The organism is Rathayibacter sp. AY1F9 (genome assembly GCF_002932155.1).
In the GTDB taxonomy this organism is placed as follows: Bacteria; Actinomycetota; Actinomycetes; order Actinomycetales; family Microbacteriaceae; genus Rathayibacter.
The window spans coordinates 23,572-39,049 of record NZ_PSVA01000002.1; the positions used below are offsets into that span (position 1 = coordinate 23,572).

The following is a 15,478-nucleotide window of genomic DNA, read 5'->3' on the forward strand; positions in this document are numbered from 1 at the left end:
GGTCCTCGACGGTGTGCTCACTGGGGACCCCCCGCGAGAAGCGCTGCGAGACCTGTGGACTGCGCCTCGACCCGCGAGCGTTCCGCATGTGCGACGGCACGTCCCTCGCCCGTCACCTCGTAGAGGCGCCTCGGTGGGCGACCCTGCGCGTTCGCCTCCGCCTTGTCCTCCCATGTCGACGTGACCAGGCCTCGTTCCTGCAACCTCGCCAACGCCTTGTACAGAGTTCCGTGGGCGGTCAGCGCTCGATGGTCCTCCGCAGAAAGCGCGGACGCCAACGCGAAACCGTGGCTCGCTTCACGCGCCTCGATGAGGGTCTCGAGGAGCTGGAGCTCGAGGGGGAGCACGGCTCCCGGCTTGCGTCGTGGCATGCTCGAAGAATAGGAATATAGCTATCTTCCGTCAAGTGTCGAGGTCGACAGTTGCACCGAGACCCAGGTGGTCGGGGTGCCTCTCAGCTGTTCTTGCCAGGCTCCGACTGTCCAAAGGGGATCGATGAGAGCGCCAGTCCTTCATGCCACAGGGGCACTTGTGCTCGCATGCGCCCTAGTGGGCTGCGCACCCACTGGTGCGCCCGGCGCCGGACCCACCTTCGCGGCGGAGAACAGTCAGACCGCGTGCGCGGACTGGGTGCCGTTCGAATCTGTCGACGACGCCGCGGCAAACGGGCAACTCGTCGTACGGGCCGAGCTCGAATCCACTCCGACGACCGTGATGATGCACGGAGAGCGGGCAGCGCTTCATCGAGCGACCGTCACGGAAATCTTCGCTGGCGACGCAGCTGTCGGCGACGTGCTTGACGTGGTTTCGACTCCGGCGAGCTGCACCGATGACGCCCCGTACCCGGAAGGGGATCCGATGCTGCGAGACGAGGCGACACTAGTTCTGAACCACGGCAGTCCCGCGCGAGGCAGTGAAGACTTCATGCAGACGATCACGCCCTACGCCGGCGTCTGGGACGAGCGACCCTCCAACACCTGACGAACCTCAACTAGCCAACGTCGCCGTGACCGGTGCTTGGGGTAGACAAGCCAGATTCTTCCGTCCCGTATGGGGATCGCTCAGCGGAACGCCGGCGCGGGGAAGAGCGTGGCCGGATCCAGATCGCCGGCGGCGCACTGGGTCCCCCGGAGGAGCTTCAATCGGAAGTGTTAGTGGTCCGGTTTGTCGCTGAAGTGCTCGCGGTCGCTGATGTAATCGATCCGGGTTGCATCGAAAATATCGCTTCCTAAGCGGTCCGCCCCTCTTCTTGTCGAGAGCGTTACCGGATATTGCACAAGTCTCGGCGTGCTGTTTGTGAAGAATGAACAGAACAACATCCGCAAAGGTGAAGTATCCCCGGGAAGGAAGTTTGACCCGCCAGATATGAAGCCCGCGTAGGGCGATTCACTAAAGAAGAGAATTGATTCTCGGGCCAGAGTATGAGAGCGAAACCAGGAGCGTATTACGACAGAGTTTTGACTCACATAGACTCCGAACAGTCTTGCCCGCACCGCTAAAACAATAGTGACTAGAAGTGCGCACAGAACAATTACATCTGTAAGCGACCAGTTCCAATTCGGCCCGACTATTCCGAGAAAAGCGGCGCATATAACCGGGTTAACGATCCATGCAATCACTCGAGCCCCATTGCCCGACTTCGGAATTCTTCTCGAAAACAACTTATCATCCTTCGTCATTTGTGCCCTATCAATAATTTCTCCTCAACTCGGAATAGTAAAAAAAAGCTAACTCCAAATTGTGCAGTTGTTTCCTCACCCTGCGAGGTCTCAGCCTCGCCGTGCCGGCAGGCGTGAAGCCTGCTCCCTGGGCCGATCGGCGGTGGGCTTAGCGCGTTCCGCACGGGAATCCGTCATCGCGACGAGGGCCGGGTCGCAGGTCACCGAAGTCGTCGGACCAGATTCACGACGAGTAACACCGCGTCTGCGGCCATGCCTGCCGAGCGCCGATCGCCGTTCCGACGGTGCTTCGTGGCCTGCGCGAGCTCGATGGCCGCACGAACGACTTTGCGCAGCTCGGCGTTCTCGGACCCAGGTAGTTCGACTTCGACCACTCGACCAAGGCGGGTCTTCGTGCTGGGGATCGGCGGCTCATCGACGCCAGGCTCACCGTGCCGTGCGTGCTCGTAGGAGGCCGCGGAAAGCGCTTCGAGGGCGGCCACCGCGTCGTTCCCGACGTTCGAGTAGTCCTGCTCCGTCCGAGCCGCCCGGAAGTGTCGCCGCATCTCGTTCAATTCCTCATCGACGCGCTGCCATCCGGTGGCCTTTCGCGGCGAAATGGGATCGGCCAGTGCGCCGGCGAGCGAGTCGGTCTCACGCTCGTCGAGCATCTCGTGGAGTGCGCCGAACTGCTCATTGAGCATGCTGCGCCTGGCCTGCCAGCTGCCGTACCCATCGTTCGCCTGCCAATACTTGCGGAACGTCTCGAAGTCACGGAACGGCGGATCGAAGGTGTCGATGCCAAGGCGCGCGAGGACCGCCTTCAACGCGCGGACGAGTAAGCGTGAGTCGTCATTGCTGAGCGGTGAGCCATGGGTGCCGTGGGCCTCGTACTCTTCGTGCACGACCCGGGCGAGAGGCACCGAGATCTCCACATCGCCGTGCTCCGGATTCGGTCCGCGCAGGAGCCCCTCGAGGAGATTCACGTCGAGCGCGGACTGCTGAGTCACCTCCGAGCCCCAAGCGTTCGATACCACCTCCTGTCCAGAGAGGTAAAAATCCCACGTACGCATGCGCCCACCCTAGCCAGCGGCACCCCGCCCGCTGATCGACCTAGACGAGCGTTCCATCTGTCGCAAGTTCGGGCGTCGGGTGGTGTCCGAAAGAGGATCGGTCAGAGGTGCGCTATCAGTGACGTCGGCCAGACCTTGTCGATCCGTCGGCATCAGGCACCTGCTCCGCGGCGTCGTCTTCAGCGGACGGGTAGCCGAAGAAGTATCCACGCAGATGCTCGAAACCCTTTGCGGGTCGGCCCTGTCGCTTCCGGCGAGACTCGAACCCAAATATCTCGTTGAGTTGGTGACCGAGGCTGGCTGCGAGGCAGACGAGGAGCAGAACCCACCAGGTCGACTTAAAGATCGGCTCGTCGTAGCCGAACGTGAGGAGGATGATGCCGATGAAGGTTGCGAGGCATACCAACAGGTACAGCACGATCAGTGCGAGCCAGAGGTTCTGACGCTTCGTTCGCTGCATGGAGCAACCCTAAGTCAGTCCTCTCGCGCGGGCGAGGTCGGCCTAGCAGCCGTCCCGTATGGGGATCGCTCACCGAGACGTTCTCGGCATGCTCATGCGGTGAATGCCAGGAGGCCTACCGCGATCAGTAGCGCGGGTACTGCAAGTCCGGAGAGGAAAATCTCCCAGTAGTTCCGCGAGGAGTGAAGAGCGCGGATCCCCGTGAGGATCCAGACGGCGATGGCGCAGAAGAAGGCGGAGGTGCCTGCTGCTACACGTAGATTCTTGCCCGCCGCGATCCGCTCAGGGTCAGGTTCAGAGCCCATGAACGTGAAGCCCGTCGCCTGGATCGAGAGGACCACGAGCACCATCGGTGCCACGATCATCCCGAACAGCGCGACGAGCGTGATCGCCACCCTAAGACCAGTACTCGTGGCGGTCGGTAGCTCCCGCGCCTGCCCCGTCGCTGTCATTTCGCGGTCCCTCTTCTACTTCTGCCGGTGGACAGTCGAGCGAACGGCGAAACGTCACGAGTTCCGCTCCCGTCCCGCGATCGCTGTCTCAATGAGCGTACTGCCCGTCCGAGAGCGACGGGTGGCCGAGGAACCGAGAGGCGTGGGCGTCGCCCCGGTACGCCATGACCGACGCTTCGTCGTCCCGGGTGAGGCGACGCAGGCGGAGGCGGGGTGTGAGCAGATCGACCACGCCATTCATCTGCTCAGGCTATGTGCGGGTGAGGTCGACGCTGCGGGAAGCCGTCCCGTAAAGGGATGGTCCCCCGGGGGTCCGGTAGAGGTCGTCTGGCATCCGGCGGGGAGCCGGAGTAAGCCGTGCCGGGAGGTCTAGTCTCGTGGGTTCGCTCCCGCATCGATAGATGCCTCCGAAACGGTGTCTTCGAACAGGGTGCGGCTGTTCAGGGTCACCCGCAAGCTCAGCACACCACCCAGTTTCGGATGACCTGGAACGCCACGCTCGCCAGCGTGAAGGCCAGGAATGCGGCGGGCGGTACGGCCAGCGGAAGGGGTTTGCCCTTGCGTCGGACGAACATCAGGCGCGCAGCGAGGATCAGCGCGAGGGCAGGGGTCGCGTAGGCGGCGATGTAGACGACGAACTGGCTCCACCATTCAGCGGCGGAGAAGTCATGCCACCGCTCCCAAAACGCGAGACTCACGAAGGCAACGAGGACGAACAGCAGCGCGGTTAAGACGCCGACTGCGAGAAGTGTTCCAGCGAGGACCCCTGAGCTGCCGACCGCCCGGCGCATCCAGGAGGTGATGCTCACAGCAGCTGCGATGACGAGTACGGAAGCGCCGTACCAGTACGCCTCGACCGGCACCCATCCAAGGTTGTAGCACTCCGCGAGTACTCGGCCGAGTGGTGTCCAGGCAGCTACGAGCTGGAAAAAAAGCGCAGCGACCACCAGCAAGACCAGAAGGATCTGGCCAAGCATGCGCAGCGCACGCGTGAGGACGGAAAGCTGTCCTGACGGTTCCTCCTGATCGTGCTGCATCTGTGTCCCCCTGTCGCGCGGTAGCCGGACCGACAAAGCCCACCACCGCTAATATGCATCGCACGCTAACATGCGAAGCATGACAGTTGACGTGGGGGCCCAGATCCGGAAGGGCGTTGTGGAGTACTGCGCCCTCGGGCTCCTTTCGCGGGAGCCGATGTACGGCTGGCGCCTGTCGGAGGAGCTGGTGTCGCTGGGCATGATCGCGAGCATCGGCACGCTCTACCCGGTGCTCGGGCGGTTGAAGGATCGCGGTCTGATCACCTCCTACCCAGGGGAGAGCGGTTCGGGCCCGGTCCGGAAGTACTACAAGCTCACCCCCTCCGGACAGGCCGAGCTGGGCGAGTTCCGCCGCCAGTGGGAGCCCTTCACCCGTTCCGTCCAAGCGATCGTGGCAGGAGACGACACATGACCCCGACCAGCGCACCCCGCGAGGTCCAGACCTACTTGAAGCGACTGGATCGGGCGCTGCGGCCTGTCCCTCGCGACGTCGCCTCCGCGATCCGAGACGGGATCGATGAGGAGCTCGCCGGCCTCGAGCCGGCAGAAGCCCTCGAGCGCGTGCGGTCCTTCGACGAACCGGAATCCATCGCGGCCGCCGCCCTGGGCGAGAGCCGCACTCACCCGAAGCCAGCCGGCCGCGCGAGAGCGATCTGGATCGTCGCCGCCGGCGTCGTCGTCGTCCTCGCGGTCTCCCTGGTTTCGACGTGGGCTCTCGCACCTAATCCCGCCCCGGAGCCGACCGCTTCCTCTGTCGTCGCCTACCCGATGCCCGATCTTGGTCCCTCTCCCGCCCCTGCACCTCTCGCGCCCGACGAGCAGGAGCAGCTGCGCATCCAGGAGCAGGACCGCCAATGGGAAGGAGTCCTGGCCGGCTTCCCCGACGCGACGAGGCCCGCCGACCCGTTCCAGGAGTACCGCGACCCGAACGACTCGACGGCACTCCTGGGCTGCCTCACCGCGGCCGGCCTCCCGGTCGACCTCGGCTCGAACGCCGCCGGCGGTGGACCCGTCAGCATCGGAACGACCGCCTCGACAGAAGCCGAGTCGGTCGCCGCATTCACCTGCTGGTCGAGCTATCCCACGACACCCGTGGTGCCCATGACGTCCGAGCAGATCGACTACCTCTACAGCTACCTCACCGAGTACCTCGTGCCCTGCTACGAAGCGAACGGCATCGAGAACCCCGACGCCCCCAGCCGAACCGACTTCATCGACCAGTGGCCGAACCAGGGCTGGTTCCCCAGCACGAGCGCAGCAATGCTGACCGACGACGAACAAGAAGCGATAGACGAAGCATGCGTGCGACCCGTCTGATCGACCGGCCTACAGGCGTCCCGTTTGGGGGTCGTCATCCAGCCGCCCAGGATGGCCGCGCATGAGACCGGAATCTTGTAGAGATGATCGCTCTGTGGCGGTGTTCTGCGATCGCATTATGGCGGCAGAGAGCGCTCGTTTGGAGCACACCTCAACTTGGCGTCAGGCGGGCTCGCTTAGCGAGTTGTCTCGTCCATCGAGTCGGGAGCCTGCTCGGGAGAGATCTCTGCGTCTTCGTGGCGGGCATTGCGCAGGGGGGAGAGTGCGACGATGAGCGCGGCTGCGGTGAAGGCGATCGCCGCCGCTCCGATCGTCAGGTTGTAGCCCCAAGCCGTTACGAGGACGCCGGTCAACAGCGCACCGAAGAGAAACACGACGCGATTCGCTGTGCGGATGGTGGAGTTCATGCGGCCCTGGATCTCGTCGGGTGCGATCGCTTGCCGGTATCCCGTGTCGTTGGCATCCTCAATACCCATCGACAGCCCGTAGACGAACTGCACGGCGCAGACGACGGGAAGCAGGAGACCGAGGCCGCTGTCCACGTCGAGGGGAAGAACGGCGAGTGCCAGCCAGGGCAGGATGACGAGCGCACGGCCCAGCAGGATCGCACGACCCGCTCCGACCCGCGCCCCGACAGCAGGTGCGACGAGAGCTCCGAGGAGGCCACCGACGCCGCCGAACGCGAGCGAGACGCCGAACGCCCAAGCGGGCAGGGACAGCTCTCGGAGAACGAACACCGCGAACACCGTCGTCACGATGCTGTTGCCGAGGAACCAGGCGTGGACGGAGAGCGCGAGCGGCCGGAGGGTGCGGTGCCGGTAGGTGAATCGCATTCCCTCGAGGATGTCGTGACCGATGTGACGGCCTGGTGCGCGGCGATCGGGCCGGCGCTCCTCCACCTTGATGCGTGATTGCAGCACCGCCGACACCGCGTTGATGGCAGCGTCGCAGGCGAGCAGGAGTGGTGAGCCGATCAGGTTGAGCAGTGCTCCGCCGAGCGCGGGTCCTGCCGTTCCCGCCAGGGTCTCGCTCTGGCCCAGTCGCGCGTTGGCCATCACCAAGGACGACCGGGGAACGATCTGCGGGAGGAACGGCTGCGCGGCGGAGTCCGCGAACAAGGTCAGGACACCGAGCAGCAGGACTGCCGCGGCGAGTGACCAGAAGGTGAGCGCATCGAGAAGGAGAAGGACGGGGATCATTCCCAGAATCAGCGCACGCCCGATGCTGGTGACGACCAACGTCCGCTGGCGCCGCCACCGATCCATGAGCGCGCCCACGATCAGACCGAACAGCAGGTACGGCACTACGCCGAGCGCCGCGAGAATGCTGATCTCCGCAGGCGTTGCGTTCAGTACCGAGACGATCAGCACCTGGAACGCGACACCCGCGATCGCACTGCCGAAAGAGCGGATGGTCGTTGCGCTCCAGAACAGCGCGAAGGGCGGAAGGCCGAGCACTTCGCGCGGACCGTTCATCGGAACCCTCCGGGCAGCCGATCCATCTCTACGGTCCGCCGCGCATCAATCATTGGTGCCCCTCACGATTCAGTCCACTCTCCCAGAACAGCGGCCTGAGAGGATGTGGTGTCCGGTAGGGGATGGGTCACCGGAGGGCAGGGCGACCCGAGAGCCGCTCATCGAATTCTCGCGAGAGCCTCCGCGGTTGCGCGTCGAGCGAGGCGGGTTGTCAGGTCGGAGCTGAGCAAGACACTGAACCAGTGGTACCAGCAGACGGTCGCGATGATACGGCAGAGTCTCCGTAGCGCGAGGATCCTCTGATGAACCAGCTCTGACGTGCTGCCGCCCTCACCGCCTTGAGTGTTGCGCTAGAAGCGTGAGGAATGTTCCGTTCGCGACCATGATGACCAGCCGAAGCACAGTGTTCTGCTCTTGAAAGAGGGCCCCCGCAATAAACCATGCGAACCAAAAAGATAAAGCAGTCCCTGCCGCCCAAATCGCCGATAGTCCAAGTAGAGAACCTGCCGACCGGCGTATATGTCTTCTTATGGGGGCTGCAAGCATGCATATTACGCTATTATTGATCATGAGTAGTGTTCCTGAGACTGTCGCGGCGCCGATATAGAGAGCGCTGACGAACGGGGGTGCCCATCCCGCCAATACTGGAAGAAAAGCCCCGAGCGCACAGCTCCCGAGGATCATTTGTGGCATAGATGCTCCCGCCTTCTGGCTGGACGCGCTCACAGTGGATATCCGAAGTACCGTTCGAGCCAGCTCGGATAGTCCATCACGATCGGCCCGTCATACCGCCCCCACAGCGATTCCTCGGGAGTGACCGTGAAGTCCAAGGCGTCGAGAGCCGCGGTCATCGGTCTCAGGTCCTCCGGGTCGACCAGCGCATCGAACTCCTCCCGCGTGTACTCACCGGGGGTCTCGAGCGCGATGAAGCAGAGGTCCCCGTACCGGCTGATGCAGATGACGAGGTTCGCCGAGGTGCGGTTCGCCGCTCCGTCCACTGTCACGTGAGTGAAGGTCGCGGAGTCCTGCCAGTCCGAGAGTGGATCGTCGACTGACACGGCGCTTGGGAAGCTCTCCTCGAGCAGCCCGGCGAGCGCGTTCACTTTCGCCGCCAGTCGCGGGCCGTCGAAACCGACTGGCTCCTCACGACCAGGCCCGTCCAGCTCACGCAAGCGGCGCTCGAGCGCCAACCCCTCCAACCACACAGCCGAAGTCTTCACCATGCCGGCACCCCGGCGCCCTTGTTGTCATCCGCTGGAGCAAGCCGGAACGAGCGCGACCGCTGTGCCGTTTGGGGATCGCTCAGCGGGTCGCCGTGATCCGTGCGACGGGACGTCAGGAACGACGTTCGCGGCGCCAGAGGATGGCACCCGGTGCGGCGATCACAGCACCGGCTACGGCCGTTTGGCCAAGCGGACACGCCGCGATCCCGGGCGGCTAAGACGCAACCGGTAGAGCTTTTTGGGCGGTACTTCGGTGCGGTGGCCGGGTGGGGTCAAAGACCGAGGTCGATGCGCCGTCCTTGGCCCATGTCGCCGTCGGGGTCGTTTGCGGTGGCGTAGACGCCGGTGGGTACGCCGGGTAGTTGGGCGACGTCGCGTGCGATCGCGAGGAGTTCCGGTTCGGTGGCGCCGTCGAGGAAGAAGAGGTACTCCGGGTCGCCATCGAGGGTGGCCCATTCTTCGCCGTCGTCATACTCCTCGCCGGGACCGTCGAGGGTGGCGAGGTGGTTCTGGACGTCGTCGATCCAGGGGTAGGGGTATTCATCAGCCGATATCGAGGGGTCTGCGACGAGGGGGATGTGGATCTCGATAATCAGCTCGGTCATTCCAACGGACGGAAAGCAGCTGATTGCTCCGTTGAGCGGCTCTTCACCGGCACGCCGACAGCATCACGGGCCGCCGACCGACTCGACCCTTCCCTCGGCAGCTCCCAGAACCGCGCCACCCCGGGCACGCTGCTTCAACTTCGATCCCATCGCCAACACTCCGACTCACGGTGGTATTGCAACGACCGGCTGAACCCAAGTCCCCCTAACGGACACCTCCGGAGTAGATGAGGACAGCCGCTCCGGCGTCGAGGAGCCTCTCCGGCCCCTGTTCGATGCGCGAGTATTTGCACATGCGTACCGATAGGGAATCGCTCTCCGCGTCGAGCGGGAGCCTCGCGCCCGCAGCGCGAGGCTCCTCTGACCCGGCCCGGCTCGAACGGGCTGCCACCCTCACCGTGCTGCGGGCAGGACACCCCCTCACTGGATTAGGGGTGCCTTGGGCGGGCGCATTCGACGGTAGTGCGGCGCGAGCCTCGGAGGGCTAGTGCGTCGATGCGTCCGGCGTCCGATGAGGGGTCGTCATCCGGCCGCCCAGGATGGCCGCGCATGAGACCGGAATCTCGCGGCGCTGTTTGTCGCAATAGTGTGACATTGCTCGTTCTACGGCGGCGCTTTCTGATCCCTCCGCGTCGCCGTCGCCGGGGCCCGGCCCGGCCAGTGGTGACGGTGACGGCGTTCTCACACCGCTTTAACTTCGAGGGCGGACGAGGTGCCCGGCGTCGAGGGACGAATGTGCCGCTTGTAGAGCGCCGCCTCCGGCCGCTTCTCTCCCAGCGGCAGCGCAGGCGAGAGGACGCTTCCGCATGAACCTGAGTCGCCCATTAAGGCGTGACACATCGACCTCGACAGCGACCTGTCTGTCCTGAACGGTCTGCAGTGTGACGCCAGTCACCGCGGCTCTTCTGAAGGTGGGACGAGCACCAGACTCGGCTACGTGGACCTGATCGCGTCTCAGCCGTGAGACCACCTATCCGCGCCGTTTACGGGCCTTCCTGCCCGCCGACCCAGTTGGCTTGTACGACGGCAGCGGGGTCGCGTCGGCGACAAAACCATCCGACTCTTCCCCCCGGTGGTCCTCGACAGCTCGCTCCGCCTCAGCGCGCTCTCGCCGCGCTCTTGCCTCTGCGCCGGCAAAAACAATTAGTCGACCGCTACCCCACGGGATAAAAGATCCGAACATCGCGTCCGCCCTTCCTCAAAAGACCAGCTTTCACGATAAGGAGAACAAGCACCCGATTTCCACCTTTGCCAGGTGATACTCAGGTCTCATCGGGCCGAGAGTAGCGCACTCACGCCGAGATCACCAGGTTGCAATTATCAGGCCCGGGGATACGGTGGTTTCAGAAGTTGCAATCAACAATTTGGGGGAACGTAATCATTCGTAATAAGAAGCTGTCAGGGCTCCTCGGACTGACTGCGGCAGTCGGCATCGTCTTTGCGACAAGCACACCGGCTTCGGCTGCCATCGCTACGTGGTTCGACGGAGAGGGATGCCACAACGTCCTGCGTACGGAGACCGGTGGATCGCTGTCCCAGTCTCGTACGGGCATCAGGGCGGTCGGGGGCAGCACCGGCGGCTTGAGCGACCTCACCGTCTGGTACGGAGACGTCAGCACCACGCAGACGTCCGCAGCGGTGGTCGTCGAGAACACGAGCACTCGGACATACAACCGAGGTCAATTCAAGATTGACTTCTCGGGCGCGATCGCTGGAGAATGCGCCGGAACCTCTCAGGGCATCGCACTCGACGCCGGCGCGCCAGGTAGCAGGGTCGCTGCGCCGGACCCCGTGGACGCGGCGAGCGTCGACGGCTGGAACGTCTCCGCTACTGAGGAGCCGACATCGGGAGGTGTGACCGTCTCCGCAGAACTAGACGGGGCGACGTACTCGGCCGTATTCACCGACGCACAGGCTAGCCGCGGAGAAGCAGAAATCTTGATCACGGATCACTCGACCGGGGAATCTCACAACGTCGTCTACAATTCGAGTGAAGAAGTGGCTTTCGCCGTGAGTGAGACTGACGCTATTTCGCGGTAGTTCGTATTTTCTCTCGGAGAGGCCAGGGTTCCGCATCAGCATTGTGCTGATGCGGGCCCCTGGCCGAAAAGCAATTACGAAGTAGTTGTTGCATGAGGCCGGATACCAGCCTGGCCGTTGGGTGTAATCGGTCTTACTGAGTCGATTCGTCGAGCCGGCAAAATTTAGCCTCAAAAATCAGTAGCTTTTTGAGACAGTTCGTAAGCGGCCGTTCCAAGGTTGGCTTCGGCCGGTACGGCGGAGGTCCCGCCGTCTCAGTAACTTGTCTCGCAGTAGTTCGTCTCAGGAGGGTGCCAAGAGGGGCTTTCCGAGTCAGAATGTGCTCGTGAGGCTTCTCGGATATACACGTGTGAGTACGTCGAGTCAGGACGCGCAGTTGCAACTCGACGCGCTCGTCGCGGCTGGCGTGCAGAAGCGCGACGTTTTCGCGGACGTGACATCCGGCAGCAAGACCGCCATCGAGCGCCGCGGGATGAGGAAGCTGCTCGAGTACGCCGAGGACGGAGATACCGTCGTCGTCTGGCGAGTAGACCGCCTCGGCCGCTCACTGATCGACGTACTCAACACGGTGAACCTGTTGCGGGAGCGAGGCGTGCAGGTGCGGTCAATCTCGGACGGCATCGACCCGTCGACGTCGACGGGCCGGCTGATGCTGAACATGCTCGCCACGCTCGCGGAGTACGAGCGGGAGCTCATCGTCGAGCGAGTCAACGCCGGCATCGCCGCCGCACGCGCGAGCGGAACGCGCTTCGGCCGTCCTCTGTCGGATCCTGCGGTGGTCGCGGACAAGCTCGCGATTGCCGCGGATGCGCGAGCGCGTGGGCGCACTGCTGAGGATGCTGCTCGTCTCGTCGGGTGGAGTCGCGCGTCGCTCTATCGCCATCAGGCGGACGCCGCTCGCCGCGCAGCTGCGAGAGAACAGGCAGCGTCCCAGTAAGGACCCCCCAACGAGACGGCCGAACCGAGGGCATCAGGGTCGATACGAGCACTGAAACGAGGCGCGGAAGAAGCGTGCGCCGGGTGAAGCTGTCCAAGGGAGAGGCCGAGGCAGCCGGGGTCCCGCAGTAGTTATACGGCTAATGCTGGAAAGCATCGGCAGACCGTCGGCTGTCGGGATGCTGGTGCTGTCGCAATGACTGCCTTCGATAGTCTCAGCGCATGAAGATCCGAGCTGGTACGCCTGATGAGCGCGAGCCCTGCATCGATCTCTGGCTAGAGGCACTCACAGCACGGGACGGGCGCAGTCAGGACTCCGCGGTTGCTGAGAGGGCTCGAGAGAAGTTCGACCGGCCTCTCGTGCGTTTTTCCGTCGTCGGCTCAGATCCAGTCGGGTTTGCTCTCACCGTCGACGCGGGCCATGGTCTTGGTCGACCTAGTGCAATGCTCGAACTGCTCGCCGTCGCGCCGAGCGAGACGGGAAACGGGCTCGGTCGGATGCTGCTCGACGACGCGATCCTGGCCGCGACCCAACTCGGCTACTTCGTCCTGGAGCTGCGCGTCCGAGCCGGAAACGCGCGAGCTGAAGGGCTTTATGCGGCATCCGGCTTCGAATCCCAAGGGGACCCCACGCCCCATCCTCTCGGTGGCCCTCCGATGACCAAGTACGCGCGGAAGCTGGCTCGCCTAGACGGCTGAGAGCGTCCGGTTGACTCTCGCGCAGCCGGCCGTCGAGCCGGCGGGTGCTGCTCTCGGCCGCGCTGTGCGTCGCGGCCGAGAGCAGGGCGACACCGGCGGCCCCCCGCCGGTCTGTCGCGTGCGGCGTCAGCGAAGTCCCCACTTCTCGACCGCACCGCCACAGTAGAGCCCCGGCACGTTGCCCGAGCGTCAGTCGAACTGGACGCTACTGCGCAGCTCGCCACCACTCCACGTCTCAAGAACCCACCGATCAGGTCCGGGCGGTGCGTCCGCCATGTCCCGTGCCGCTTCCCGGGCCCGCTCCGCGCAGTCTTAGGCCCCGATGACGTCCGACGTCTCGGCCCAGAAGGCGCTCCGCAGAAGGAGGTAGTGCTCACCGTCGCTGCTGATCCTCACGCCACGGATCCTCGCCGTTCGTGGAACCCCACAGTTGATCCGGCGCGAAGTAGCAGTCCGGTGGCGTTCGGCCCGTATGGGGATGGGCTGGCGGTACGGGGTCGGCGTCAGGAGTGGCGGGCGGTGAGGGAGTAGCCGGCGAGACCGAAGAACACGGTCCCGGAGATGCGCTCGGTGGTGCGGACACGGGTGCGGGGGAGCAGTCGGGCGATCGCTCCTCCGCCGAGGGCCCAGAGCGTGTCGGGCACGGCGGCGAGGATGATGAACAGCAGGCCGAGGACGGTCATCTGCATCCACGTCGGGCCGGCCTCCGGTCGGACGAACTGGGGGAGGAAGGAGAGGAAGAAGACGGCGGTCTTGGGGTTGAGGACGCCGATGACGAGTCCGCGCCGGAACGCCGAGGAGGCGGGGGTCGCTCCGCCGGCCCCGCCGAGCTCTCCGAGCAGACGCAGGTCTCGTGATCGCCAGGCGTGGATGCCGAGCCAGACGAGGTAGCAGGCACCCGCGATCTTCACCGCGGTGAACGCCGCAGCGCTCGCGGCGAGAATCGCGGAGATCCCGGCAGCGGCGGCCACGACGTGAGCGACGTACCCGAGTTCGACGCCGCCGACCGCGCTCATGGCGACGCGACGTCCGCTGCTGAGGGTCGTCGTGAGGATGAACGCGACGGATGGTCCCGGCGCGAGCACCAGCGGGACGCAGGCGATGACGAACAAGAGGATCACGCTGAACTGCATTCGAGCTCCCGCCGGTTGATCAACCGCAGCACTGCTCTCGGTCGTGTGAGGACGCTAGCAGCGACGACCACCGCGTCGCGGAGCCGTCCGAGAACGTCCCGTATGGGGATGGTCCTTCGGACGCATTCAGGCCGACGGCAGAAGTGGAGTCCTCCGGTTCGAATCGTCGGTCTGTGTGCGTCGCTGAACGCCGACACTGAGGAAGGCGATGCTCCCGCCGGTGATCGCGAGGGACACCGGTAATGCGAGTGCGCTGCCGATGAGGACGAGGGCTTGAGTGACGCTCGTCGGCAGGCCGAGTGACGCGAGGATCCAGGCGCCGGTGACGGGTGCTGCGGCAGTGGCGCCGATAGTCCACTGCGCGGCCGGCTCGAGAATTGCGGCGCGCACAGCGGCGATGGCGGCGGCGAGTGGTGCCGCCAGAGCGACGGCACTAAGGAGGATCAACATCACCGGCGTTCGCCCGTCGACCGGTGCGGCGAGACCTGACCAGGCCAGCTCATATGTCGTCCATGCGGATGCTGCGCCGCCGACGGCGATGACAAGCGAAAGCCACCGACGGCCGCGGTGGAGAGCGACGATCGCCATGAGCAGCCAAGCGAGGGCGACGAGCCCAGCGGTGATCAACACCGGTGCCTCATACGAGCGACCCACGAGGTCGACGAACCCGCCGGTGACGACGGTCATAATCCGTCCGCCCACTCCGAGAGTCACCGATCCCAGGAAGGCTGCGGTGAGGAGCAGAATCACGCCAATGACTGTCGTCGCCAGCCTCGACCGACGAAGTGTCCCGAGAACGGTCTCCATAGCTCCCGCGCACGCCAAGTCGAGCCGGTCCTTACGGGATGGGCCGTCCGCTCCGGTCGCCTCGTCGCGATCGAGGTACGCGCCGATCACGGCGTCTCCTCGGCTTCGCCGCCATGCTGCCGGGTACCAGCGCAGAGCCCGCCGGTAGTTGTCGAGCGGAGACCTGCTCATGCTGGCGCGATCCGGCCGAGGTGGCGAGTAGCACTGGATGCGGCGCGTTCGAGTTGCGCCAGGCGCTCGGCGTCCGCTGCGAGGCGGGCGGCGCCGGCGTCGGTGAGCCGGAAGTAACGGCGCCGACGCCCGTTGACCTCTTCATCGCCGTCCGCGGCGACGAGCCCTTGACGCTCGAGACGCTCCAACGCGGCGTAGAGAGTCGGGATTTTCATCGTCATCGCGCCGTCGGAGAGCTCGCGCACCGCCGCCACGATGCCGTAGCCGTGCGCTCGTCCAGTGGCTAGCACCGTCATGATCCACACCCGTGGTTCGCGTATCTCTTCCATGCCCGAAACATACTCTGCGTCCCGGAGTATCGCCAGTGACTGAATCATTCGGCAGCCGTTCCG

General features: G+C 64.7%; 18 protein-coding genes. 6 read left to right on the forward strand and 12 right to left on the reverse strand.

All coding sequences use genetic code 11. From position 1 onward, the window contains the following. Positions 1-17: 17 nt before the first annotated feature. Entirely contained in the window at positions 18-371 is a 354-nt protein-coding gene (locus tag C5C37_RS18040) for a PadR family transcriptional regulator (RefSeq protein ID WP_104338340.1), read from the reverse strand. 259 nt (positions 372-630) lie between these two features. On the opposite strand from C5C37_RS18040, the gene C5C37_RS01830 reads away from it, so the two are divergent. Continuing rightward, positions 631-981, forward strand: a complete 351-nt coding sequence (locus C5C37_RS01830) for a hypothetical protein (protein WP_104338341.1) — start codon at positions 631-633, stop codon at positions 979-981. An 898-nt stretch (positions 982-1,879) separates the two neighbouring features. Here the strand turns inward: C5C37_RS01830 and C5C37_RS01835 are convergent. The 5 genes from C5C37_RS01835 to C5C37_RS01850 all read right to left on the reverse strand — a co-directional run bounded on the left by C5C37_RS01835 (position 1,880) and on the right by C5C37_RS01850 (position 4,680). Further along, a complete protein-coding gene (locus C5C37_RS01835) occupies positions 1,880-2,731 on the reverse strand; it encodes a hypothetical protein (RefSeq protein ID WP_146082443.1) in 852 nt (283 codons plus the stop codon). 115 nt (positions 2,732-2,846) lie between these two features. Next, positions 2,847-3,191 (reverse strand): hypothetical protein, encoded by a 345-nt coding sequence (locus C5C37_RS01840; protein ID WP_104297786.1) that lies wholly within the window; start codon positions 3,189-3,191, stop codon positions 2,847-2,849. 92 nt (positions 3,192-3,283) lie between these two features. Beyond that, positions 3,284-3,586, reverse strand: coding sequence for a hypothetical protein (locus C5C37_RS01845; protein WP_146082455.1), 303 nt, complete (start codon positions 3,584-3,586; stop codon positions 3,284-3,286). 145 nt (positions 3,587-3,731) lie between these two features. Beyond that, positions 3,732-3,884 carry a hypothetical protein gene (locus C5C37_RS17325; protein WP_181127351.1) on the reverse strand — a complete coding sequence of 51 codons (153 nt, stop codon included), beginning with the start codon at positions 3,882-3,884 and terminating at the stop codon, positions 3,732-3,734. Positions 3,885-4,101: 217 nt separating this feature from the next. Then, entirely contained in the window at positions 4,102-4,680 is a 579-nt protein-coding gene (locus tag C5C37_RS01850; RefSeq protein ID WP_104338342.1) for a hypothetical protein, read from the reverse strand. A gap of 79 nt (positions 4,681-4,759) precedes the next feature. Here C5C37_RS01850 and C5C37_RS01855 point away from each other — a divergent pair, with 79 nt between their 5' ends. Together C5C37_RS01855 and C5C37_RS01860 are read left to right on the forward strand one after the other, a co-directional pair. Next, complete coding sequence (locus C5C37_RS01855; protein WP_104334186.1) at positions 4,760-5,092, forward strand: PadR family transcriptional regulator; 333 nt, start codon at positions 4,760-4,762, stop codon at positions 5,090-5,092. Beyond that, entirely contained in the window at positions 5,089-5,997 is a 909-nt protein-coding gene (locus C5C37_RS01860; protein ID WP_104338343.1) for a hypothetical protein, read from the forward strand. Before C5C37_RS01855 ends, C5C37_RS01860 begins: the two co-directional genes overlap by 4 nt. Positions 5,998-6,173: 176 nt before the next feature. On the opposite strand, the gene C5C37_RS01865 is transcribed toward C5C37_RS01860, so the two are convergent. The 3 genes from C5C37_RS01865 to C5C37_RS01875 form a co-directional block, all read right to left on the reverse strand. Then, positions 6,174-7,472, reverse strand: a complete 1,299-nt coding sequence (locus C5C37_RS01865) for an MFS transporter (protein WP_104338344.1) — start codon at positions 7,470-7,472, stop codon at positions 6,174-6,176. A 722-nt stretch (positions 7,473-8,194) separates the two neighbouring features. Continuing rightward, the gene (locus C5C37_RS01870; RefSeq protein ID WP_104338345.1) at positions 8,195-8,695 is read right to left on the reverse strand and encodes a hypothetical protein; all 501 of its coding nucleotides are present in this window, start codon (positions 8,693-8,695) and stop codon (positions 8,195-8,197) included. 272 nt (positions 8,696-8,967) lie between these two features. Beyond that, positions 8,968-9,300 carry a hypothetical protein gene (locus tag C5C37_RS01875; protein WP_104273606.1) on the reverse strand — a complete coding sequence of 111 codons (333 nt, stop codon included), beginning with the start codon at positions 9,298-9,300 and terminating at the stop codon, positions 8,968-8,970. Positions 9,301-10,881: 1,581 nt separating this feature from the next. Here C5C37_RS01875 and C5C37_RS17065 point away from each other — a divergent pair. The 3 genes from C5C37_RS17065 (at position 10,882) to C5C37_RS01885 (ending at position 12,975) form a co-directional block, all read left to right on the forward strand. Continuing rightward, complete coding sequence (locus tag C5C37_RS17065) at positions 10,882-11,340, forward strand: hypothetical protein (protein ID WP_146085153.1); 459 nt, start codon at positions 10,882-10,884, stop codon at positions 11,338-11,340. Between the two features lie 325 nt (positions 11,341-11,665). Next, positions 11,666-12,277: a recombinase family protein gene (locus C5C37_RS01880; RefSeq protein ID WP_104338452.1), complete on the forward strand. Its 612-nt coding sequence runs from the start codon at positions 11,666-11,668 to the stop codon at positions 12,275-12,277. Positions 12,278-12,498: 221 nt separating this feature from the next. Beyond that, positions 12,499-12,975, forward strand: coding sequence for a GNAT family N-acetyltransferase (locus C5C37_RS01885; RefSeq protein ID WP_104338346.1), 477 nt, complete (start codon positions 12,499-12,501; stop codon positions 12,973-12,975). A gap of 503 nt (positions 12,976-13,478) precedes the next feature. Here the strand turns inward: C5C37_RS01885 and C5C37_RS01890 are convergent. The 3 genes from C5C37_RS01890 to C5C37_RS01900 form a co-directional block, all read right to left on the reverse strand. Beyond that, complete coding sequence (locus C5C37_RS01890; RefSeq protein WP_104338347.1) at positions 13,479-14,108, reverse strand: LysE family translocator; 630 nt, start codon at positions 14,106-14,108, stop codon at positions 13,479-13,481. 126 nt (positions 14,109-14,234) lie between these two features. Next, entirely contained in the window at positions 14,235-15,005 is a 771-nt protein-coding gene (locus C5C37_RS01895) for a hypothetical protein (RefSeq protein WP_104338348.1), read from the reverse strand. 77 nt (positions 15,006-15,082) lie between these two features. Then, positions 15,083-15,415 (reverse strand): PadR family transcriptional regulator, encoded by a 333-nt coding sequence (locus C5C37_RS01900; protein ID WP_104338453.1) that lies wholly within the window; start codon positions 15,413-15,415, stop codon positions 15,083-15,085. Positions 15,416-15,478 lie beyond the last annotated feature (63 nt).

Coding starts and splice junctions, on each gene's coding strand:
- C5C37_RS18040 (WP_104338340.1), bottom strand. CDS start 371: ATGCCACGACGCAAGCCGGGAGCCGTGCTCCCCCTCGAGCTCCAGCTC.
- C5C37_RS01835 (WP_146082443.1), bottom strand. CDS start 2,731: ATGCGTACGTGGGATTTTTACCTCTCTGGACAGGAGGTGGTATCGAAC.
- C5C37_RS01840 (WP_104297786.1), bottom strand. CDS start 3,191: ATGCAGCGAACGAAGCGTCAGAACCTCTGGCTCGCACTGATCGTGCTG.
- C5C37_RS17325 (WP_181127351.1), bottom strand. CDS start 3,884: ATGAATGGCGTGGTCGATCTGCTCACACCCCGCCTCCGCCTGCGTCGC.
- C5C37_RS01850 (WP_104338342.1), bottom strand. CDS start 4,680: ATGCAGCACGATCAGGAGGAACCGTCAGGACAGCTTTCCGTCCTCACG.
- C5C37_RS01855 (WP_104334186.1), top strand. CDS start 4,760: ATGACAGTTGACGTGGGGGCCCAGATCCGGAAGGGCGTTGTGGAGTAC.
- C5C37_RS01860 (WP_104338343.1), top strand. CDS start 5,089: ATGACCCCGACCAGCGCACCCCGCGAGGTCCAGACCTACTTGAAGCGA.
- C5C37_RS01865 (WP_104338344.1), bottom strand. CDS start 7,472: ATGAACGGTCCGCGCGAAGTGCTCGGCCTTCCGCCCTTCGCGCTGTTC.
- C5C37_RS01870 (WP_104338345.1), bottom strand. CDS start 8,695: ATGGTGAAGACTTCGGCTGTGTGGTTGGAGGGGTTGGCGCTCGAGCGC.
- C5C37_RS01875 (WP_104273606.1), bottom strand. CDS start 9,300: ATGACCGAGCTGATTATCGAGATCCACATCCCCCTCGTCGCAGACCCC.
- C5C37_RS01885 (WP_104338346.1), top strand. CDS start 12,499: ATGAAGATCCGAGCTGGTACGCCTGATGAGCGCGAGCCCTGCATCGAT.
- C5C37_RS01890 (WP_104338347.1), bottom strand. CDS start 14,108: ATGCAGTTCAGCGTGATCCTCTTGTTCGTCATCGCCTGCGTCCCGCTG.
- C5C37_RS01900 (WP_104338453.1), bottom strand. CDS start 15,415: ATGGAAGAGATACGCGAACCACGGGTGTGGATCATGACGGTGCTAGCC.